This is a genomic window from Pseudomonas sp. B22(2017) (genome assembly GCF_002113105.1).
In the GTDB taxonomy this organism is placed as follows: Bacteria; Pseudomonadota; Gammaproteobacteria; order Pseudomonadales; family Pseudomonadaceae; genus Aquipseudomonas; species Aquipseudomonas asiatica.
Genome location: NZ_NEJN01000015.1, coordinates 33,924 through 55,178, shown reverse-complemented (window position 1 = coordinate 55,178; position 21,255 = coordinate 33,924). Strand labels below are relative to the sequence as shown.

The 21,255-nt window shown below is 63.6% G+C and carries 15 protein-coding genes; 12 read left to right on the top strand and 3 right to left on the bottom strand.

From position 1 onward, the window contains the following. Positions 1-100: 100 nt before the first annotated feature. From CAG18_RS23120 to CAG18_RS23100, 5 genes are all read left to right on the top strand, one after another. Positions 101-1,033 carry a rhodanese-related sulfurtransferase gene (locus CAG18_RS23120; RefSeq protein WP_013971443.1) on the top strand — a complete coding sequence of 311 codons (933 nt, stop codon included), beginning with the start codon at positions 101-103 and terminating at the stop codon, positions 1,031-1,033. A 3-nt stretch (positions 1,034-1,036) separates the two neighbouring features. After that, positions 1,037-1,669: a DsbA family protein gene (locus CAG18_RS23115; protein ID WP_085721644.1), complete on the top strand. Its 633-nt coding sequence runs from the start codon at positions 1,037-1,039 to the stop codon at positions 1,667-1,669. Next, complete coding sequence (locus tag CAG18_RS23110) at positions 1,662-3,494, top strand: ABC transporter ATP-binding protein (RefSeq protein ID WP_085721643.1); 1,833 nt, start codon at positions 1,662-1,664, stop codon at positions 3,492-3,494. Before CAG18_RS23115 ends, CAG18_RS23110 begins: the two co-directional genes overlap by 8 nt. A 238-nt stretch (positions 3,495-3,732) precedes the next feature. Next, positions 3,733-6,189 carry an EAL domain-containing protein gene (locus CAG18_RS23105; protein WP_085721642.1) on the top strand — a complete coding sequence of 819 codons (2,457 nt, stop codon included), beginning with the start codon at positions 3,733-3,735 and terminating at the stop codon, positions 6,187-6,189. Positions 6,190-6,219: 30 nt separating this feature from the next. Continuing rightward, positions 6,220-7,005 carry a TenA family transcriptional regulator gene (locus CAG18_RS23100; protein ID WP_015269299.1) on the top strand — a complete coding sequence of 262 codons (786 nt, stop codon included), beginning with the start codon at positions 6,220-6,222 and terminating at the stop codon, positions 7,003-7,005. Between the two features lie 126 nt (positions 7,006-7,131). Here the strand turns inward: CAG18_RS23100 and CAG18_RS23095 are convergent, their stop codons facing one another. From CAG18_RS23095 to ubiG, 3 genes are all read right to left on the bottom strand, one after another. Further along, positions 7,132-7,872 (bottom strand): YciK family oxidoreductase, encoded by a 741-nt coding sequence (locus CAG18_RS23095; RefSeq protein ID WP_015269300.1) that lies wholly within the window; start codon positions 7,870-7,872, stop codon positions 7,132-7,134. 92 nt (positions 7,873-7,964) lie between these two features. Beyond that, positions 7,965-8,636, bottom strand: coding sequence for an N-acetylmuramic acid 6-phosphate phosphatase MupP (gene mupP, locus CAG18_RS23090; protein ID WP_024086445.1), 672 nt, complete (start codon positions 8,634-8,636; stop codon positions 7,965-7,967). A gap of 2 nt (positions 8,637-8,638) precedes the next feature. Further along, on the bottom strand, positions 8,639-9,337 hold the full coding sequence (ubiG, locus tag CAG18_RS23085; RefSeq protein WP_003260863.1) for a bifunctional 2-polyprenyl-6-hydroxyphenol methylase/3-demethylubiquinol 3-O-methyltransferase UbiG: 699 nt from the start codon (positions 9,335-9,337) through the stop codon (positions 8,639-8,641). 111 nt (positions 9,338-9,448) lie between these two features. On the opposite strand from ubiG, the gene mtnA reads away from it, so the two are divergent. The 7 genes from mtnA (at position 9,449) to rpsA (ending at position 21,007) form a co-directional block, all read left to right on the top strand. Beyond that, positions 9,449-10,525: an S-methyl-5-thioribose-1-phosphate isomerase gene (gene mtnA, locus CAG18_RS23080; protein ID WP_085721641.1), complete on the top strand. Its 1,077-nt coding sequence runs from the start codon at positions 9,449-9,451 to the stop codon at positions 10,523-10,525. Positions 10,526-10,891: 366 nt separating this feature from the next. Continuing rightward, entirely contained in the window at positions 10,892-13,657 is a 2,766-nt protein-coding gene (gene gyrA, locus CAG18_RS23075; protein ID WP_085721640.1) for a DNA gyrase subunit A, read from the top strand. Between the two features lie 267 nt (positions 13,658-13,924). Next, positions 13,925-15,010, top strand: coding sequence for a 3-phosphoserine/phosphohydroxythreonine transaminase (serC, locus tag CAG18_RS23070; protein ID WP_015269304.1), 1,086 nt, complete (start codon positions 13,925-13,927; stop codon positions 15,008-15,010). Continuing rightward, positions 15,010-16,104: a prephenate dehydratase gene (pheA, locus tag CAG18_RS23065; RefSeq protein ID WP_013971453.1), complete on the top strand. Its 1,095-nt coding sequence runs from the start codon at positions 15,010-15,012 to the stop codon at positions 16,102-16,104. Before serC ends, pheA begins: the two co-directional genes overlap by 1 nt. Positions 16,105-16,315: 211 nt before the next feature. After that, positions 16,316-18,523 carry a bifunctional prephenate dehydrogenase/3-phosphoshikimate 1-carboxyvinyltransferase gene (locus CAG18_RS23060; RefSeq protein WP_256573438.1) on the top strand — a complete coding sequence of 736 codons (2,208 nt, stop codon included), beginning with the start codon at positions 16,316-16,318 and terminating at the stop codon, positions 18,521-18,523. Continuing rightward, complete coding sequence (cmk, locus tag CAG18_RS23055) at positions 18,520-19,206, top strand: (d)CMP kinase (protein WP_003260862.1); 687 nt, start codon at positions 18,520-18,522, stop codon at positions 19,204-19,206. Before CAG18_RS23060 ends, cmk begins: the two co-directional genes overlap by 4 nt. Positions 19,207-19,330: 124 nt before the next feature. Next, the gene (gene rpsA, locus CAG18_RS23050; RefSeq protein ID WP_003252673.1) at positions 19,331-21,007 is read left to right on the top strand and encodes a 30S ribosomal protein S1; all 1,677 of its coding nucleotides are present in this window, start codon (positions 19,331-19,333) and stop codon (positions 21,005-21,007) included. Positions 21,008-21,255: the final 248 nt, after the last annotated feature.

The window sequence follows — 21,255 nt, the reverse complement described above, 5'->3', positions numbered from 1 at the left end:
GCCTTGTGCCGCGAATGGGGCGCAAAGCGCCCCCGCTTTTTTGTCACACTGTCAAACCCGGTCCGCCCCTTACGAGGGCAACCACTGGAGATCCTGCTTCATGTCCCAACCCATCGTCGTCGCGGCGCTGTACAAGTTCGTCACCCTGGAAGACTACGTCGAGCTGCGCGAGCCGCTGCTCAAGACCATGCTCGACAACAACGTCAAGGGCACCCTGCTGCTGGCCCACGAGGGCATCAACGGCACCGTGTCGGCCACCCGCGAAGGCATCGACGGCCTGCTGGCCTGGCTGCGCAACGACCCACGCCTGGCCGATGTCGACCACAAGGAATCGTACTGCGACGAACAGCCGTTCTACCGCACCAAGGTCAAGCTCAAGAAAGAGATCGTAACCCTCGGCGTACCGGGCGTGGACCCGAACCAGGCGGTCGGCACCTACGTCGAGCCCAAGGACTGGAACGCGCTGATCAGCGACCCGGAAGTGCTGCTGATCGACACCCGCAACGACTACGAAGTGGCCATCGGTACCTTCAAGGGCGCCATCGACCCGAAGACCGAAACCTTCCGCGAGTTCCCCGACTACATCAAGGCCAACTTCGACCCCAGCAAGCACAAGAAGGTTGCCATGTTCTGTACCGGCGGTATCCGTTGCGAAAAAGCCTCCAGCTACATGCTCGGTGAAGGCTTCGAGGAGGTCTATCATCTTAAGGGCGGCATCCTGAAATACTTCGAGGAAGTGCCTCAGGAAGAAAGCCTGTGGGACGGCGACTGCTTCGTCTTCGACAACCGCGTCACGGTGCGCCATGACCTGAGCGAAGGCGAGTACGACCAGTGCCACGCCTGCCGCCACCCGATCAACGCAGAGGAGCGCGCGTCCGAGCACTATTCGCCAGGGGTCAGCTGCCCGCACTGCTGGGACACCCTGAGCGAGAAGACCCGGCGTAGCGCCATCGACCGGCAGAAGCAGATCGAGCTGGCCAAGGCCCGCAACCTGCCGCACCCGATCGGTTACAACTACAAAGCCGAGGCTTGATGCATGTCTGCACGCCTGATCTATGTGATGGACCCGATGTGCTCCTGGTGCTGGGGTTTCGCACCCGTGGCAGCGGCCCTGATCGCCCAGGCGCGTGACGCAGGCGTGCCCACCCGCCTGGTGCCAGGCGGGCTGCGTACCGGCGGCAGTGCCCTGGACATCTCTACCCGCAAGTACATCCTTGAACACTGGCAGGCGGTGGCCGACGCCACCGGCCAGCCGTTCCGCTTCGAGGGGGCCATGCCCGACGGCTTCGTCTACGACACCGAGCCGGCCTGCCGTGCCCTGGTCACCGCCCGCGAATTGGACGCCGAACGCGTCTGGCCGCTGCTGGCGCTGATCCAGCGTTCGTTCTACGAGCAGGGCGTGGACGTGACCATTGCGCCGCATCTGGTCGACCTGGCCGAACAGGCAGGCTTCGACCGCACCGTGTTCGCCGAGGCCTTCGCCTGTGCCGACAGCCGCGCCGCCACAGCAGCCGATTTCAGCTGGGCCCAGGACCTGGGCATCGCCGGTTTCCCGACCTTGCTGGCCGAACGCAATGGCCAACTGGCCCTGCTGACCAACGGCTATCAGCCGCTGGAGCGCCTGCAACCCTTGCTCGGCCGCTGGCTGCAGCAGGCCGCCTGTGCTTGATGTGCCTGGGTCACCCGACCCGGTGCCGGGCAAGCCCCACACTGCGGCTGATCGACTGAGCTGGGCGGAAATCCGCCGCCTGGCCCTGCATCACAAGAAAAACCTCTGGTCCGCCAACTTCATCGCCGTATTGGCGGCCTGCTGCAGCGTGCCCATCCCGCTGTTGCTGCCGCTGCTGGTGGACGAAGTGCTGCTGGGCCATGGCGATGCCGCGCTGAAGTGGATGAACCACCTGCTGCCGTCCAACTGGCAGGTGGCGGCGGGCTACATAGGCCTGATGTTGCTGCTGACCCTGTGCCTGCGCCTGGCCGCGCTGGCGTTCAACGTGATCCAGGCCAAGCTGTTCGCCGGCCTGGCCAAGGACATCGTCTATCGCCTGCGCATTCGCCTGATCGAGCGGCTCAAGCGCATCTCGCTGAAGGAATACGAAAGCCTGGGCAGCGGCACGGTAACCACCCATCTGGTCACCGACCTGGACACCCTCGACAAGTTCGTCGGCGAAACCCTGAGCCGCTTCCTGGTGGCCATGCTGACCCTGACCGGCACGGCGGCCATCCTGATCTGGATGCACTGGCAGCTGGCCATGCTGATATTGCTGTTCAACCCGCTGGTGATCTATTTCACCGTGCAGTTGGGCAAGCGCGTCAAGCACCTGAAAAAGCTCGAGAACGACAGCACCGCACGCTTTACCCAGGCGCTGGCGGAAACCCTCGACGCCATTCAGGAAATTCGCGCCGGTAACCGCCAGGGCTACTTCCTCGGTCGCCTTGGCCTGCGCGCCCGCGAAGTGCGGGACTATGCCGTGGACTCGCAGTGGAAAAGCGATGCCAGCGGCCGCGCCAGTGGCCTGCTGTTCCAGTTCGGCATCGATATCTTCCGCGCCGCGGCCATGCTCACCGTGCTGTTCTCCGACCTGTCGATCGGCCAGATGCTGGCGGTATTCAGCTACCTGTGGTTCATGATCGGCCCGGTGGAGCAACTGCTCAACCTGCAATACGCCTACTACGCCGCCGGCGGCGCATTGAGCCGCCTCAACGAGCTGCTGGCACGTGCCGACGAGCCGCAGTACCCGGCGGCCAGCAACCCGTTCGCCGGCCGCGAGACGGTAGGTATCGAAGTGCGCGACCTGCGCTTTGCCTATGCCGACGAGCCGGTGCTCGAGCACCTCGACCTGTCCATCGCCCCGGGCGAGAAGGTGGCGATAGTCGGCGCCAGCGGTGGCGGCAAGAGCACCCTGGTGCAGCTGTTGCTGGGGCTTTACAGCGCCCAGGCCGGCACCATCCGCTTTGGCGGTGCCAGCCTGCAGGAAATCGGCCTGGAAACCCTGCGTGAAAACGTCGCGGTGGTGTTGCAGCACCCTTCGCTGTTCAACGACACCGTGCGCGCCAACCTGACCATGGGCCGTGACTGCAGCGACGAGGCCTGCTGGCAGGCACTGCGCATCGCCCAGCTGGATGCCACCATCGCCGCCTTGCCGCAGGGCCTGGACAGTGTGGTGGGGCGCTCCGGCGTGCGCTTGTCCGGTGGCCAGCGCCAGCGCCTGGCCATTGCCCGCATGGTGCTGGCCGAACCCAAGGTGGTGATCCTCGACGAAGCCACCTCGGCCCTGGATGCCGCCACCGAATACAACCTGCACCAAGCCCTGGCGCGCTTCCTCAGCGGCCGCACCACACTGATCATCGCCCACCGCCTGTCGGCGGTGAAACAGGCCGACCGGGTGCTGGTGTTCGACGGCGGGCATGTGGCCGAGGATGGCGACCACCAGCAGCTGATTGCCGAGGGTGGGTTGTATGCCAAGCTTTACGGGCACCTGCAGCAGAGCTGAATTTGTGGCTGCCTGTGCGGGCCCTATCGCCGGCAAGCCAGCTCCCACAGGATTACCACAGGCCTGAGCGTTGTGGGGTACCTGTGGGAGCTGGCTTGCCGGCGATAGGGCCGGGAAGGCCATGCGAAAACCCCCGGGTTTCCTGTCATAAAAAACCCAACCGCGAGGATGGCAAATGGCCTACGCTGTGCTTTGTCTGGGTTGATTTGCGCCTTATCTGCTCTGTGACAGGGACTCCATGAAGGGACATCGCACTCTAGAAGCGCCAAAGTTGCTCGGCATCACCTGGCCCTTCATCGCCGTTGTGGTCTTCCAGGTAGCCTTGGGCAGCCTGAGCCTTTATACGCTCTCGGCCGTGCGTGCCTACGTCGCGGGTGAAAGCCTGTGGTCCAAGGCGCAGAAAGACGCCATCTACTACCTCAACCTGTACGCCGAAACCCGCGACGACAGCACCTATCAGCGCTATCGCCAGGCCATCACCGTGCCCCAGGGCGATCACCAACTGCGCGAAGTGATGGACCAGCCCAGCCCCGACCTGGATGCCGCGCGCCAGGCCGTGCTGCAAGGCGGTAACCACCCCGACGATGTCGAGCGGATCATCTGGTTCTACCGTAACTTTCGCAACGTAAGCTACATGCAGACGGCCATCGACTACTGGGACATCGGCGACGACTACCTGGGCAAGCTGGATATGCTGGCCGTGGAAATGCGCAGCAGCTTCGCCGCTGGCTCGGTCGACGCCCGCACAATAAGCGACTGGAAGGCGCGCATCGTCACCATCAACGAAGGGGTAACCCCGGCCGCCAAGGCGTTCAGCGATGCCTTGGGCGAAGGCTCGCGCATGCTGCTGCGGGTGCTGCTTATCACCAACCTGCTGACCGCGATGTTCCTGATTGCCATTGCCTGGCGCCGCTCCAGCAAGCTGCTGGCCCAGCGCCAGGCCTTTGCCAGCGCCCTGCAAGAAGAAAAGGAGCGGGCGCAGATTACCCTGCAGGCCATTGGCGATGCGGTGATTACCACCGATGTGGAGGGCAGTATCGGCTACATGAACCCGGCCGCCGAACAACTGACCCACTGGCAGGCCGGCCAAGCCCAGGGCCTGCCGTTGTCGGCGCTGTTCAGCCTGGTGGACGAGCAGGCAGAGGAAGACGGCCGCAGCCTGGTCGAGCAGGTGCTCAGCGGCAGCCTCAAGGGTGGCGCCGAGCATGCCCGGCTGATCCAGCGCCTGGACGGCAGTACTGTGTCGGTCAACCTGGTCGGCTCGCCGATCGTCAATGACGGCCAGGTCAGCGGTATCGTGCTGGTGCTGCACGACATGACACAGGAGCGCCAGTACATCGCCAACCTGTCCTGGCAGGCGACTCATGACGCCCTGACCGGCCTGGCCAACCGCCGCGAGTTCGAATACCGCCTGGAGCAGGCGCTCAATGACCTGGCGCGCCAGGCCGGGCGGCATTCGCTGATGTTCCTGGACCTCGACCAGTTCAAGCTGGTCAACGATACCTGCGGGCATGCCGCCGGCGACGAGCTGCTGCGGCACATCTGCGCCGTGCTGCAGTCCGGCCTGCGCGAGGGCGATACCCTGGCCCGGCTGGGTGGTGACGAATTTGGCGTGCTGCTGGAAAACTGCCCGCCCGACCAGGCCGAGCGCATTGCCGAGCAGCTGCGCCAGCTGGTGCAGAGCCTGCATTTCGTGTGGAAAGGGCGGCCGTTCGTCACCACCGTCAGTGTCGGCCTGGTGCACATGGCCCAGTCCCCCGGCACCCTCGAAACCTCGCTGCGCGCCGCCGACATGGCTTGCTACATGGCCAAGGAAAAGGGCCGCAACCGCGTGCAGGTGTACCATGCCGACGACAGCGAGCTGTCCATGCGCTTTGGTGAAATGGCCTGGATCCAGCGCTTGCACGTGGCCCTGGAAGAAAACCGCTTCTGCCTGTACGCCCAGGAAATCGCCCCGCTGAAAACCTTCGAAGGCCCCGGCCATATCGAGATCCTGCTGCGCCTGCACGACGAAAGCGGGCGTACCATCCTGCCCAGCAGTTTCATCCCGGCGGCCGAGCGCTACGGCCTGATGACCGCGCTGGACCGCTGGGTGGTGCGCAATGTGTTCCTGGTCATCCGCCAGTGCCTGGACGAAGGGCGCGAGGGGCCGCTGTCGATCTGTGCGATCAACCTGTCGGGGTCGAGCATTGGCGATGACAAGTTCCTCGAATACCTGCAACGCCTGTTCGTCGAATACGCCATTCCGCCGCGGATGATCTGTTTCGAAATCACCGAAACCAGCGCCATAGCCAACCTTGGCAGCGCCATCCGCTTCATCAACGAGTTGAAGGGGCTGGGTTGTCGCTTCTCGCTCGATGATTTCTGCGCTGGCATGTCGTCGTTCGCCTATCTCAAGCATTTGCCCGTGGATTACCTGAAGATCGACGGTAGTTTCGTCAAGGACATGCTCGACGACCCGGTCAACCGGGCCATGGTCGAGGTCATCAACCACATCGGTCACGTAATGGGCAAGCGCACCATTGCCGAATTCGTCGAAACACCCTTGATCGAGCAGGCCTTGCAGGAAATTGGCGTGGATTACGCCCAGGGCTACCTCATCGAACGCCCCCAGGTGTTCACCTGTGACAGTCTGCAGCGCCAACGGATCGCCGCCCGGCCTCTGTTGCAGCGGGCACCTGGCACGTTTCGCTAGCTAGAAATCACAAGGATCAAGGAGCTGAAAGTGATTGACGCATTCGTTCGTATCGGGCCTTTGATGGATCCCGCCAGCTACCCCCAATGGGCCCAGCAACTGATTGAAGACTGCCGCGAGAGCAAGCGCCGGGTAGTCGAGCATGAGTTCTACGCGCGCCTGCGCGATGGCCAGTTGAAGCAATCGACCATTCGCCAGTACCTGATCGGTGGCTGGCCGGTGGTGGAGCAGTTTTCGCTCTACATGGCTCACAACCTGACCAAGACCCGCTATGGCCGTCACCAGGGCGAAGACATGGCGCGGCGCTGGCTGATGCGCAACATCCGTGTCGAGCTCAACCACGCCGACTACTGGGTGAACTGGTGCCAGGCGCATGGCGTGCACCTGCACGAGCTGCAGGCCCAGGAAGTGCCGCCTGAACTGAACGGCCTGAACGACTGGTGCTGGCGCGTGTGCGCCACCGAGAACCTGGCCATTTCCATGGCGGCGACCAACTACGCCATCGAAGGTGCGACCGGTGAATGGTCGGCGGTGGTGTGCTCCACCGACACCTATGCGCTGGGCTTCCCGGAGGATCAGCGCAAGCGGGCGATGAAGTGGCTGAAGATGCATGCCCAGTATGACGACGCGCACCCGTGGGAGGCGCTGGAGATCATCTGTACGCTGGCTGGCGAGAACCCGACCCTGGGGCTGCGCAATGAACTGCGCAAGGCGATTTGCAAGAGCTACGACTGCATGTACCTGTTCCTGGAACGGTGCATGCAGCTGGAAGGGCGCCAGCAAGGGCGCATGCGCCCGGTGTTGGCAGCGGGCTGATCGCTTTCCTGTCCCGGCCTCTTCGCGGGTAAACCCGCTCCCACAAGTACTGCGCTGCCCTCATGGGCGGTGAATAACCCTGTGGGAGCGGGTTCACCCGCGAAAGGGCCGGTACAGGCAAAAGCCTTACTGGGCGTTGAACGCCTGCCCATTCACCCCTTTGCTGTCCGGCCCCATCAGGTACAGGTACACCGGCATGATCTCTTCCGGCAGCGGGTTGTTCTGCGGGTTTTCGCTAGGGTAGGCCTGTGCCCGCATCGCCGTGCGCGTGGCACCGGGGTTGATGCTGTTGGAGCGCACTGGTGCCACGCCTTCCAGTTCATCGGCCAGGGTTTGCATCAGGCCCTCGGTGGCGAACTTGGACACGCCATAGGCGCCCCAGTAGGCCCGGCCCTTGCGCCCGACGCTGCTGCTGGTGAACACCACCGAAGCGTCTTCCGACAGCTTCAGCAGCGGCAGCAGGGTGCTGGTGAGCATGAAGGTGGCATTGACGTTGATGTGCATGACGCGCATGAAGTTGTCACCCGACAGCTGCTCCAGCGGCGTACGTGGGCCGATGATCGAAGCGTTGTTCAGCAGGCCGTCGAGGCGGCCGAACTGGTCTTCGATCATTACCGCCAGTTCGTCGTACTGGTGGGGCAGGGCGGTTTCCAGATTGAACGGGATCACTACCGGTTGCGGGTGCCCGGCGGCTTCGATCTGGTCGTAGACCTCGTTGAGGTTGGCCTCGGTCTTGCCCAGCAGCAGCACGGTGGCGCCAAGCGCAGCGTAGGCCTTGGCGGCAGCGGCGCCGATGCCGCGGCCGGCACCGGTAACCAGGATGACCCGGCCTTGCAGCAGGTCGGGGCGGGCGGTGTAGTCGAACATGGTAGGTCCTTCGAGTTCGTTGGCGCGGCACAGCCCCTGTGGGAGCGGGTGAACCCGCTCCCACAGGGGCTGTGCCTCGGTCTAGACGGGGTTCAGCAGCCGCACAGCGCGCTGTCGATCACCTTGCGCAGTTCCAGCGGGTGGTCCACCACCACATCGGCGCCCCAGTTGTTGGGGTTGTCCTCTGGATGAATATAGCCGTAGCGCACTGCCGCCGTGCGAGTACCGGCGTCGCGGCCAGACTCGATGTCGCGCAGGTCGTCGCCGACGAACAGTACGCTGGCCGGGTCCAGGCCGAGGGTCTTGCAGGCGAGGATCAGCGGCTCGGGGTCGGGCTTGCTGTTCTTGACGTGGTCCGGGCAGATCAGCAGCGCCGAACGCTCGGCCAGGCCCAGTTGCTGCATGATCGGCTCGGCAAAGCGCACCGGTTTGTTGGTGACCACACCCCACAGCAGGTTGCCTTTCTCGATGTCGGCCAGCAGCTCGGCCATGCCGTCGAACAGCTTGCTGTGCACCGCGCAGTCGCGCTGGTAGCGCTCGAGGAACTCAAGGCGCAGGGCTTCGAAGCCCTCGGCCTCCGGGCTGATGGCGAAGGTCGCGGCGACCATCGCGCGGGCACCGCCGGAGATCACGTCGCGGATCACCTTGTCATCGACGGCCGGCAGGCCGCGCTCGGCGAGCATGGCCTGGCAGATGGCGATGAAGTCCGGCGCCGTGTCGAGCAAGGTGCCGTCCATGTCGAAGAGTACTGCTCGCAAACTCATGTTTATTCCTCGCGCAGGGTCTGGACCATGTAGTTGACGTCGACGTCGCTGCTGAGCTTGTAGTGCTTGGTCAGTGGGTTGTAGGTCAGGCCGATGATGTCCTTCACCTGAAGGCCGGCAACGCGGCTCCAGGCGCCCAGCTCGGACGGGCGGATGAACTTCTTGAAGTCGTGGGTGCCGCGCGGCAGCATCTTCAGGATGTACTCGGCGCCGACGATGGCCAGCAGGTAGGCCTTGGGGTTGCGGTTGATGGTGGAGAAGAACACCTGGCCGCCAGGCTTGACCATGCGGTAGCAGGCGCGGATGACCGAAGACGGGTCGGGCACGTGCTCGAGCATTTCCAGGCAGGTGACCACGTCGAACTGTTCGGGCATTTCCTCGGCCAGAGCTTCGGCGGTGATCTGCCGGTATTCCACCTGCACGCCCGACTCCAGCTGGTGCAACTGGGCCACGGCCAGTGGCGCCTCGCCCATGTCGATGCCGGTGACCGTGGCGCCGCGCAGGGCCATCGCCTCGCTGAGGATGCCGCCGCCGCAACCCACGTCCAGCACCTTCTTGCCGGCGAGGCTGACGCGCTCGTCGATCCAGTTGACGCGCAGCGGGTTGATTTCGTGCAGCGGCTTGAACTCGCTTTCGCGGTCCCACCAGCGGTGGGCCAGCGCTTCGAACTTGGCGATTTCGGCGCGGTCGACGTTGCTCATTAGAACAGTCCTCTGAAACTTCGCAAAATTGCGCCGGAGTATACCCGAGCGCTCGGCCCCGAGGGTCGCTATAATCGCCGGCTTTTGATATCCGAACGACGGGGAGAGGCGATGCGCGAGCGACTTTTGGCGGCGGAGAAGGTGACCGGGATCCGCTGGCAGGGCGGCGTCCTGCACCTGCTCGACCAGCGCCTGCTGCCGTCGGAAGAGCGCTGGCTGGCCTGCGACAATGTCGCGCAGGTTGCAGCGGCGATCCGCGACATGGCCGTGCGCGGCGCCTCGGCCATCGGCATTGCCGCGGCCTATGGCCTGGTGCTGGCCCTTGAGGATCGGCTGGCCGAGGGCGGCGACTGGGAAATGGACCTGGAGGAAGACTTCCTTGTCCTGGCTGAAGCGCGCCCTACCGCCGCCAACCTGTTCTGGGCGCTGAACCGCATGCGTGAGCGCCTGCAGCGCCTGCGTCAGGACGAAGATGTGCTGGCGGCACTGGAGGCCGAAGCGGTGGCCATCCACGAGAGCGATCGCGAGGCCAACCTGACCATGGCCCAGTACGGTATCGAGCTGATTCGTCGCCACCAGGGCAACGCCCAGACCCTGCTCACCTATGGCAACGCCGGTGCTCTGGCCTGTGGTGGTTTCGGTACCGCGCTGGGGGTGATCCGTGCCGGTTACCTGGAGGGCATGGTCGAGCGTGTATACGCCGGCGAGACCCGCCCCTGGCTGCATGGCTCGCGCCTGACCGCCTGGGAACTGGCCAAGGAAGGCATCCCGGTGACCCTGTGCGCCGACTCGGCGCTGGCCCACCTGATGAAGAGCAAGGGCATCACCTGGGTGGTGGTGGGCGCGGACTGCATCGCCGCCAACGGCGATGTGGCCAGCAAGATCGGCACCTATCAGCTGGCGGTCAGCGCCATGCATCACGGCGTACGGTTCATGGTGGTGGCGCCGAGCACCAGCATCGACCTGAACCTGGCCACGGGCGAGGACATCCCGCTGGAAGAGCGCGCTGCCGACGAGTTGCTGGACATTGGCGGCACCCGCGTGGCGCCGGATGTCGAGGTGTTCAACCCGGTATTCGACGTGACCCCTGCCGACCTGATCGACGTGATCGTGACCGAGCGCGGCATCGTCGAGCGGCCGGATGCCGCCAAGCTGGCGCAATTGATCTGCCGCAAGCGGCTGCACTGATATTCGTAGTGCCTGTGCCGGCCTCTTCGCGGGTAAACCCGCTCCCACAGGGATAGCACAAGGCCTGAGGGCGGTGGTGTACCTGTGGGAGCGGGTTTACCCGCGAAGAGGCCGGCACAGGCTATAAAAAATCCAGATTTACCCTCGTGTGAGGCCACCTGCCACATCTCCCCACCGCCCCTGCCTTTGTGATAACATCCGGCAGTTTCCAAGACCGCCCACCACGGCGGCCTTCATTGCGCAGATCCATGGCACAACTCATTGATTTGTCGTAAGTCGTCGCACCCTTATGCGCTGCGGCGGCGAGCTTCGTTCGGCCCTTGATGGAGCTGCGAAGTTTCACCAGAAAAAGGAATCAGGCTTCTCATGGGCGAACTGGCCAAAGAAATCCTCCCGGTCAATATCGAAGACGAACTGAGACAGTCTTACCTCGACTACGCGATGAGCGTGATTGTCGGGCGAGCGCTGCCCGATGCGCGTGACGGCTTGAAGCCCGTGCATCGTCGCGTTCTCTATGCGATGAGCGAACTGGGCAACGACTGGAACAAGCCGTACAAGAAATCCGCCCGTGTGGTCGGTGACGTGATCGGTAAGTACCACCCGCACGGCGACACCGCGGTCTACGACACCATCGTGCGTATGGCCCAGCCGTTCTCGCTGCGCTACCTGCTGGTCGACGGCCAGGGCAACTTCGGTTCGGTGGACGGCGACAACGCCGCAGCCATGCGATACACCGAAGTGCGCATGGCCAAGCTGGCCCACGAGCTGCTGGCCGACCTGCACAAGGAGACCGTCGACTGGGTGCCCAACTACGACGGCACCGAGCAGATCCCGGCGGTCATGCCGACCCGTATTCCCAACCTGCTGGTCAACGGTTCCAGCGGTATCGCCGTGGGCATGGCGACCAACATCCCGCCGCACAACCTCGGCGAGGTCATCGATGGCTGCCTGGCACTCATCGACAACCCCGAAGTCACCATCGATGAGCTGATGCAGCACATCCCTGGCCCCGACTTCCCGACTGCCGGCCTTATCAATGGTCGCCAGGGCATCATCGAGGCCTATCGCACCGGCCGTGGCCGCATCTACATGCGCGCCCGTTCCGAGATCGAAGACATCGACAAGGTCGGTGGTCGCCAGCAGATCGTGGTTACCGAGCTGCCGTACCAGCTGAACAAGGCTCGTCTGATCGAAAAGATCGCCGAGCTGGTCAAAGAGAAGAAGATCGAAGGCATCACCGAGCTGCGCGACGAGTCCGACAAGGACGGCATGCGCATCGTCATCGAGCTGCGTCGCGGCGAAGTGCCGGAGGTGGTGCTCAACAACCTCTACCAGCAAACCCAGCTGCAGAGCGTATTCGGTATCAACGTGGTGGCCCTGGTCGACGGCCGTCCGCGCCTGCTCAACCTCAAGGACCTGCTCGAAGCGTTCGTCCGTCACCGCCGTGAAGTGGTGACCCGCCGTACCGTGTTCGAGCTGCGCAAGGCCCGCGAACGCGGCCATATCCTCGAAGGCCAGGCGGTCGCGCTGTCCAACATCGACCCGGTCATCGCCCTGATCAAGGCCTCGCCGACCCCGTCCGAGGCCAAGGAAGCCCTGATCTCCACTGCCTGGGAATCCAGTGCCGTGCAGGTCATGGTCGAGCGCGCCGGCGCCGATTCCTGCCGCCCCGAGGACCTGCCGGAGCAGTACGGCCTGCGTGAAGGCAAGTACTACCTGTCGCCGGAACAGGCCCAGGCTATTCTCGACCTGCGCCTGCACCGCCTGACCGGCCTGGAGCACGAGAAGCTGCTGGCCGAGTACCAGGAAATCCTCGAGCAGATCGGCGAGCTGATCCGCATCCTCAGCAGCGCCGAGCGCCTGATGGAAGTGATCCGCGAAGAGCTGGAAGCCATCCGCGCCGAATATGGCGATGCCCGTCGTACCGAAATTCTCGATGCGCGCCACGACCTCAACTACGGCGACATGATCCCGGAAGAAGAGCGTGTGGTGACCATCTCCCACGGCGGCTACGCCAAGACCCAGCCGCTGTCCGCCTACCAGGCCCAGCGCCGTGGCGGCAAAGGCAAGTCGGCTACCGGGGTGAAGGACGAGGACTACGTCGAGCACCTGCTGGTTGCCAACAGCCATGCCACCCTGCTGCTGTTCTCCAGCAAGGGCAAGGTGTACTGGCTGAAGACCTACGACATCCCTGAAGCGTCCCGCGCCGCCCGCGGCCGCCCGCTGGTCAACCTGTTGCCGCTGGAGGAAGGTGAGCGCATCACCGCCATGCTGCAGATCGACCTCGAGGCCCTGCAGCAGAACGCTGACGCCGACGAAGAGCTGGAGGACGCGGAAGACACCGTGCTCGAAGGCGAAGTGGTCGAGGCCGAGGAAGTGGACGAGGAAGACGGCGACACCCCTGAATGGGTGGCCGAGCCGACCGGCGCCTACATCTTCATGGCCACCGCTTCGGGTACCGTGAAGAAGACCCCGCTGGTGCAGTTCGCCCGTCCGCGCTCCAACGGCCTGATCGCCCTGAAGCTGAAGGAAGGTGACACCCTGATCGCCGCGGCCATCACCGACGGCGCCAAGGAGGTCATGATGTTCTCCGACGCCGGCAAGGTGATCCGCTTCGCTGAAAGCGTGGTGCGCGAGATGGGCCGTAACGCCCGTGGCGTGCGCGGCATGAAGCTGGGCAAGGGCCAGCAGATCATTTCCATGCTGATCCCGGAATCCGGCGCGCAGATCCTCACCGCCTCCGAGCGTGGCTTCGGCAAGCGCACTCCGCTGTCCAAGTTCCCGCGTCGCGGCCGTGGTGGCCAGGGTGTGATCGCCATGGGCACCAAGGGGCGCAACGGTCTGCTGATCGGTGCCATCCAGGTGCAGGAAGGTGAGGAGATCATGCTGATCTCCGACCAGGGCACGCTGGTGCGTACCCGCGTTGGCGAGGTGTCCAGCCTGGGCCGCAACACTCAGGGCGTGACCTTGATCAAGCTGGCTACCGACGAGACACTGGTGGGCCTGGAGCGTATCCAGGAGCCTTCCGAGGACGAACTCGATGATGTGATCGAGGCGGGTGAAGAGGGCGTCGAGGCTGAAGTGCCAGACAACGAAGAAGCTGCTGGCGCCGAAGAGGCCCCGCAGGAGTAAGCAAGCGTAAAACCCGAACGGGGCGACCAAGGTCGCCCCGTTTGACTGATTACAGCAGGCAATGGCTGGCCCTGAAGGGGCATGCTGTTTTTGTAGGAGCAGCCTTGTGCTGCGAATGGGACGCGAAGCGGCCCCGGAATTTCAGCGTCAACGCATGGATAGCCGGGGCCGCTACGCGTCCCATTCGCAGCACAAGGCTGCTCCTACAAGAGCGATGCGAGGCCTGCAAGAAACGAATTTGTACCATTTGGCAGAGCGAGAGTGGATGTGAGCAAACGAGCCTTTAACTTCTGCGCAGGCCCTGCCGCGCTTCCTGACGCTGTTCTGCAGCGCGCCCAGGCCGAGATGCTGGATTGGCGTGGCAAGGGCTTGTCGGTGATGGAAATGAGCCATCGTAGCGACGATTACGTGGCCATCGCCGAAAAGGCCGAGCAGGACCTGCGTGACCTGCTGTCCGTCCCCTCCAACTACAAGGTGCTGTTCCTGCAGGGCGGCGCCAGCCAGCAGTTCGCCGAAATCCCGCTGAACCTGCTGCCGGAAAACGGTACGGCCGACTACATCGAGACCGGCATCTGGTCGAAAAAGGCCATCGAGGAAGGGCGCCGCTTCGGCAACGTCAACGTCGCCGCCAGCGCCAAGCCTTACGACTACCTGGCCATCCCGGGCCAGAACGAGTGGAAGCTGACCAAGAACGCTGCCTACGTGCACTATGCGTCCAACGAGACCATTGGTGGCCTGCAGTTCGACTGGGTGCCGGAAACCGGTGACGTGCCACTGGTGGTCGACATGTCGTCCGACATCCTCTCGCGCCCGATCGATGTGTCGCAGTACGGCCTGATCTACGCCGGCGCGCAGAAGAACATCGGCCCGAGCGGCCTGGTGGTGGTGATCGTGCGCGAAGACCTGCTGGGCCGCGCCCGCAGCAGCTGCCCGACCATGCTCGACTACAAGGTCTCGGCCGACAACGGCTCGATGTACAACACCCCGGCCACCTATTCCTGGTACCTCTCGGGCCTGGTGTTCGAGTGGCTGAAAGAGCAGGGTGGCGTCGATGCCATGGAGCAGCGCAACCGCGCCAAGAAAGACCGCCTGTACGGCTTCATCGACAGCAGCGAGTTCTACACCAACCCGATCAGCCACAACGCCCGTTCGTGGATGAACGTGCCGTTCCGCCTGGCTGACGAGCGCCTGGACAAGGCCTTCCTCGCCGGCGCCGATGCCCGTGGCCTGCTCAACCTCAAGGGCCACCGTTCGGTAGGCGGCATGCGCGCTTCCATCTACAACGCCCTGGGCCTTGAAGCGGTCGAAGCCCTGGTGGCCTACATGGCCGAATTCGAGAAGGAGCACGGCTGATGTCCGAGCACGAACTGAAGGCGTTGCGCGTTCGCATCGACAGCCTCGACGAGAAGATCCTCGAGCTGATCAGCGAGCGCGCCCGGTGCGCCCAGGAAGTGGCCAAGGTCAAGACCGCCTCGCTGGCGGAAGGCGAAAAACCGGTGTTCTACCGCCCCGAGCGTGAAGCCGCCGTGCTCAAGCGCGTGATGGAGCGCAACAAGGGGCCGCTGGACAACGAAGAGATGGCGCGGCTGTTCCGCGAAATCATGTCGTCGTGCCTGGCCCTGGAAGAGCCGCTGAAAATCGCCTACCTCGGCCCTGAAGGCACCTTCACCCAGGCTGCGGCCATGAAGCACTTCGGCCACGCGGTGATCAGCCGGCCGATGGCGGCCATCGACGAAGTGTTCCGCGAAGTGGCGGCCGGTGCCGTCAACTTCGGCGTGGTGCCGGTGGAAAACTCCACCGAAGGTGCTGTCAGCCACACCCTGGACAGCTTCCTTGAACACGACATGGTGATTTGCGGCGAGGTCGAGCTGCGCATCCACCACCACCTGCTGGTGGGCGAGAACACCAAGACCGACAGCATCACTCGCATCTACTCCCACGCCCAGTCGCTGGCCCAGTGCCGCAAGTGGCTGGACGCGCACTACCCGAACGTGGAGCGCGTGGCCGTGTCTAGCAATGCCGAGGCCGCCAAGCGGGTCAAGGGCGAGTGGAATTCGGCGGCGATCGCCGGCGACATGGCGGCCAACCTGTACGGGTTGACTCGCCTGGCCGAGAAGATCGAAGACCGCCCGGACAACTCCACGCGCTTCCTGATGATCGGTAACCAGGAAGTGCCGCCGACCGGCGACGACAAGACCTCGATCATCGTTTCGATGAGCAACAAGCCGGGTGCCTTGCACGAACTGCTGGTACCGTTCCACCAGAACGGCATCGACCTGACTCGCATCGAGACCCGCCCGTCGCGTAGCGGCAAGTGGACCTACGTGTTCTTCATCGACTTCGTCGGCCACCACCGCGACCCGCTGATCAAGGCGGTGCTCGAGCAGATCAGCCAGGAGGCTGTGGCGCTGAAGGTGCTGGGCTCGTATCCGAAGGCGGTGCTTTGATCGAAGATTGCCGGGGCCGCTGTGCGGCCCATCGCGACACGAGGCCGCTCCTAAAGGTATTGTGCAGGCCTCGAAACTGTACTGGCCCCTGTAGGAGCGGCCTTGTGCCGCGATGGGCTGCAAGGCAGCCCCAATGGCCCTCACAGGCTGTCTAGATTTCTGAACAGGGTTCGCACCAGTGGTAAAAGCAGTAACAACCAAACCCGCGCCAATCATCAACCGCCTGGTCGTGGTCGGCCTCGGCCTGATCGGTGGCTCGTTCGCCAAGGGCCTGCGTGAAAGCGGCCTGTGCCGCGAAGTGGTCGGTGTCGACCTGGACGCCCCCTCGCGCAAGCAGGCCGTGGCCCTGGGCGTGGTCGATCGCTGCGAAGAAGACCTTGCCGCCGCCTGTGTCGGTGCCGATGTCATCCAGTTGGCCGTGCCGATCCTGGCCATGGAAAAAGTCCTGGCCCGCCTGGCCAAGCTCGACCTTGGCGCTGCCGTCATCACCGACGTCGGCAGCGCCAAGGGCAACGTCGTGCGTGAGGCGCGGGCCGTCTTTGGGGAGCGCTTGCCGCGCTTCGTCCCCGGCCACCCCATCGCCGGCTCCGAGCAGAGCGGGGTAGAGGCCTCCAACGCCACCCTGTTCCGCCGGCACAAGGTCATCCTCACGCCGCTGACCGAAACCGACCCGGCCGCCCTGGCCCTGGTCGACCGCCTGTGGCGCGAGCTGGGCGCCGATGTGGAGCACATGTCGGTCGAACGCCACGACGAAGTGCTTGCCGCCACCAGTCATTTGCCGCATCTGCTGGCCTTCGGCCTGGTCGATTCACTGGCCAAGCGCAATGAAAACCTCGAAATCTTCCGGTACGCTGCGGGAGGCTTCCGCGATTTCACGAGAATCGCTGGCAGCGACCCGACCATGTGGCATGACATCTTTCTCGCCAACCGCGACGCTGTCCTGCGCACGCTTGATACATATCGCAGCGATCTCGACGCCTTGCGCGACGCGATCGCTGAAGGGGACGGGCACCAGCTGCTGGGTGTATTCACCCGCGCACGCGTTGCCCGCGAGCATTTCAGTAAAATCCTGGCCCGCCGGGCCTATGTGGACGCTATGAACGCCAACGATCTGATTTTCCTGGCCCAACCGGGTGGCCGCCTGTCCGGGCGAATCCGCGTACCGGGCGACAAGTCGATTTCCCACCGCTCGATCATGCTCGGCTCGCTGGCCGAAGGCACCACGGAGGTCGAAGGCTTCCTCGAAGGTGAGGACGCGCTGGCGACCCTGCAGGCATTCCGTGACATGGGTGTGGTCATCGAAGGCCCGAACCACGGTCGCGTGACCATTCACGGCGTCGGCCTGCACGGCCTCAAGCCGCCACCCGGGCCGCTTTACGTGGGTAACTCGGGTACCTCGATGCGCCTGCTGTCGGGCCTGCTGGCCGGCCAGCCGTTCGACGTGACCATGACCGGCGACGCTTCGCTGTCCAAGCGCCCGATGAACCGCGTGGCCAACCCGCTGCGCGAAATGGGTGCCGTGGTCGAAACTGGCCCTGAAGGCCGTCCGCCGCTGACCATCCGTGGTGGCCACAAGCTCAAGGCGCTGACCTACACGCTGCCGATGGCCAGTGCCCAGGTCAAATCCTGCCTGCTGCTGGCCGGCCTGTACGCCGAAGGCAAGACCACCGTCACCGAGCCTGCACCAACCCGTGACCACACCGAGCGCATGCTGCGCGGCTTTGGCTACAGCGTCGAAAGCAACGGCCCGGTGGCCTCGCTGCAGTCCGGCGGCAAGCTCACTGCTACCCGTATCGAAGTACCGGCCGACATTTCCTCGGCGGCGTTCTTCTTGGTGGCGGCGTCCATCGCCGAAGGCTCCGAGCTGGTGCTGGAGCACGTTGGCATCAACCCGACCCGTACCGGCGTGATCGACATCCTGCGCCTGATGGGCGGCGACATCACTCTGGAAAACCAGCGTGAAGTCGGCGGCGAACCGGTGGCCGACCTGCGTGTGCGCGGCGCCAAGCTGAAGGGTATCGAGATCCCTGAAGAGCTGGTGCCACTGGCCATCGACGAGTTCCCGGTGCTGTTCGTCGCCGCTGCCTGCGCCGAAGGGCGTACCGTGCTGCGTGGTGCCGAAGAGTTGCGGGTGAAGGAATCCGACCGTATCCAGGTCATGGCCGACGGCCTGATCACCCTTGGCATCAAGTGCGAGCCGACCCCGGACGGCATCATCATCGACGGCGGCCAGTTGGGCGGCGGCGAAGTGCATGGTCACGGTGACCACCGTATCGCCATGGCCTTCAGTGTGGCCTCGCTGCGCGCCAGCGCGCCGATCCGCATCCACGACTGCGCCAACGTTGCCACCTCGTTCCCCAACTTCCTGGCGCTGTGTGCCGAAGTGGGCATCCGCGTGGCCGAAGAGGGCAAGTCGTGAGTGCCCTGGCGCCGGTAATCACCATCGACGGGCCAAGCGGTTCGGGCAAGGGCACGGTCGCCGGGCTGCTGGCCCGCGAGCTGGGCTGGAGGTTGCTGGACTCTGGCGCGCTGTACCGTCTGCTGGCGTTCAACGCCAGCAACCACGGCGTCGACCTGACCAACGAAGAGCTGCTGACCAAGCTTGCCGCCCATCTGGATGTGCAGTTCATCGCCGCCGAGCCCGGTAAGCTGCAACAGATCATCCTCGAGGGCGAGGACGTCAGCAACGTCATCCGCACCGAGACCGTCGGTGCCGGTGCCTCGATGGTTGCTTCGCTGCCGGCCGTGCGTGATGCACTGCTGGTGCGCCAGCGCGAATTCCGCGAGGCGCCGGGCCTGATCGCCGACGGCCGCGACATGGGCACCGTGGTGTTCCCGGACGCGCCGTTGAAAGTCTTCCTCACCGCCAGCGCGGAGGAGCGGGCGCGTCGCCGCTACCTGCAGTTGAAGGGCAAGGGCGAAGATGTTAGTCTGTCGAGTCTGCTGGATGAGATTCGTGCGCGTGATGAGCGCGACACCCAACGTGCAGTGGCCCCGCTGAAGCCAGCGGTCGATGCCATTCAGTTGGACTCTACCGAGTTGTCCATCGAGCAGGTGTTGCAACGTATCAGGAGCGAGATCGCACTGCGCGACCTTCTCTGATAGCCAGGAAAGCAGGCAGGGGCACCAGTCAACGTCCTGCAGGCTTTCCTTTACTTAAAACAAACCCACATTGTCTGGAATGTGGCTATGGGCGTCTGTTTCGCCCGAATCTACAGGAATTAAAATGAGCGAAAGCTTTGCAGAACTCTTTGAAGAAAGCCTGAAAACCCTCAATCTTCAGCCGGGTGCCATCATCACCGGTATCGTTGTCGACATCGACGGCGACTGGGTTACCGTACACGCTGGCCTGAAGTCCGAGGGCGTCATCCCGCTCGAGCAGTTCTACAACGAAGCTGGCGAGCTGACCATCAAGGTCGGTGACGAAGTTCACGTTGCGCTGGACGCGGTCGAAGACGGCTTTGGCGAAACCAAGCTGTCCCGTGAAAAAGCCAAGCGCGCCGAGTGCTGGATTGTTCTGGAAGCAGCTTTCGCCGCCGAAGAAGTGGTCAAGGGCGTTATCAACGGTAAGGTTAAGGGCGGCTTCACTGTCGACGTTAACGGCATCCGTGCGTTCCTGCCGGGCTCCCTGGTTGATGTCCGCCCAGTGCGCGACACCACCCACCTGGAAGGCAAAGAGCTGGAATTCAAGGTCATCAAGCTGGACCAGAAGCGCAACAACGTTGTCGTTTCCCGTCGCAGCGTGCTGGAAGCCGAGAACAGCGCCGAGCGCGAAGCCCTGCTGGAAACCCTGCAGGAAGGCCAACAGGTCAAGGGTATCGTCAAGAACCTCACCGACTACGGCGCCTTCGTGGACCTGGGCGGTATCGACGGCCTGCTGCACATCACCGACATGGCTTGGAAGCGCATCAAGCACCCATCGGAAATCGTTAACGTTGGCGACGAAGTCGACGTACGCGTTCTGAAGTTCGACCGCGAGCGCAACCGCGTTTCGCTGGGTCTGAAGCAGATGGGCGAAGATCCGTGGGTAGCTATCACTGCCCGTTACCCAGAAGGTACTCGCGTACAGGCTCGCGTTACCAACCTGACCGACTACGGCTGCTTCGCTGAGCTGGAAGAAGGCGTTGAAGGTCTGGTACACGTTTCCGAAATGGACTGGACCAACAAGAACATCCACCCGTCGAAAGTCGTTCAGGTTGGCGACGAAGTGGAAGTCATGGTTCTGGACATCGACGAAGAGCGTCGTCGTATCTCCCTGGGCATCAAGCAGTGCAAGTCCAACCCATGGGAAGACTTCTCCGGCCAGTTCAACAAGGGTGACAAGATCACCGGTACCATCAAGTCGATCACCGACTTCGGTATCTTCATTGGTCTGGACGGCGGCATCGACGGCCTGGTTCACCTGTCCGACATCTCCTGGAACGAAACCGGCGAAGAAGCCGTACGTCGTTTCAAGAAGGGCGACGAGCTGGAAACCGTCATCCTGTCGGTCGACCCAGAGCGCGAGCGCATCTCCCTGGGCATCAAGCAGCTGGAAGACGATCCGTTCTCCAACTTCGTTGCTGTCAATGACAAGGGCGCTATCGTCAAGGGCATCGTGAAAGAAGTTGACGCCAAAGGCGCCATCGTCACCCTGGCCGACGACATCGAAGCTACTCTGAAAGCTTCCGAAATCAGCCGTGACCGCGTTGAAGACGCGCGTAACGTCCTGAAGGAAGGCGAAGAGATCGAAGCCAAGATCATCAGCGTTGACCGCAAGTCCCGCGTTATCAGCCTGTCGATCAAATCGAAAGACGACGCTGAAGAGCGCGAAGCCATCCAGAGCCTGAAAAACGCTCCGGAAGCGGCTGCCGACACCACTATGGCTGCGCTGCTGCGCGAAGCAATGGCCAAGCAGAACTGAGTTCTGTTTGATCGGTAAAAAGGGCGACCCTCGGGTCGCCCTTTTTTTTGGCGTGGATTCAGATTTGTGTTGTTCGTCGTGGGTTATGTGGCGTCTGGCAGATCGAGCGCTGCCCGCGCGACTGGCCCGAAACAAACGTAGGAGCGAGCGCAGCTCGCGATGCGTCGCGCGGGCGACGCTCGATTGACAGGAGCAGACACTCCACCGTCAAACCCTCCCGCTCTGCCGCCCCCCCCCCCCTCAAAGCC

Bases quoted from the DNA above. Each gene is read 5' to 3' on its own strand.
- CAG18_RS23120 (WP_013971443.1), top strand. From the start codon at position 101: ATGTCCCAACCCATCGTCGTCGCGGCGCTGTACAAGTTCGTCACCCTG.
- CAG18_RS23115 (WP_085721644.1), top strand. From the start codon at position 1,037: ATGTCTGCACGCCTGATCTATGTGATGGACCCGATGTGCTCCTGGTGC.
- CAG18_RS23105 (WP_085721642.1), top strand. From the start codon at position 3,733: ATGAAGGGACATCGCACTCTAGAAGCGCCAAAGTTGCTCGGCATCACC.
- CAG18_RS23095 (WP_015269300.1), bottom strand. From the start codon at position 7,872: ATGTTCGACTACACCGCCCGCCCCGACCTGCTGCAAGGCCGGGTCATC.
- mupP (WP_024086445.1), bottom strand. From the start codon at position 8,636: ATGAGTTTGCGAGCAGTACTCTTCGACATGGACGGCACCTTGCTCGAC.
- ubiG (WP_003260863.1), bottom strand. From the start codon at position 9,337: ATGAGCAACGTCGACCGCGCCGAAATCGCCAAGTTCGAAGCGCTGGCC.
- mtnA (WP_085721641.1), top strand. From the start codon at position 9,449: ATGCGCGAGCGACTTTTGGCGGCGGAGAAGGTGACCGGGATCCGCTGG.
- gyrA (WP_085721640.1), top strand. From the start codon at position 10,892: ATGGGCGAACTGGCCAAAGAAATCCTCCCGGTCAATATCGAAGACGAA.
- pheA (WP_013971453.1), top strand. From the start codon at position 15,010: ATGTCCGAGCACGAACTGAAGGCGTTGCGCGTTCGCATCGACAGCCTC.
- rpsA (WP_003252673.1), top strand. From the start codon at position 19,331: ATGAGCGAAAGCTTTGCAGAACTCTTTGAAGAAAGCCTGAAAACCCTC.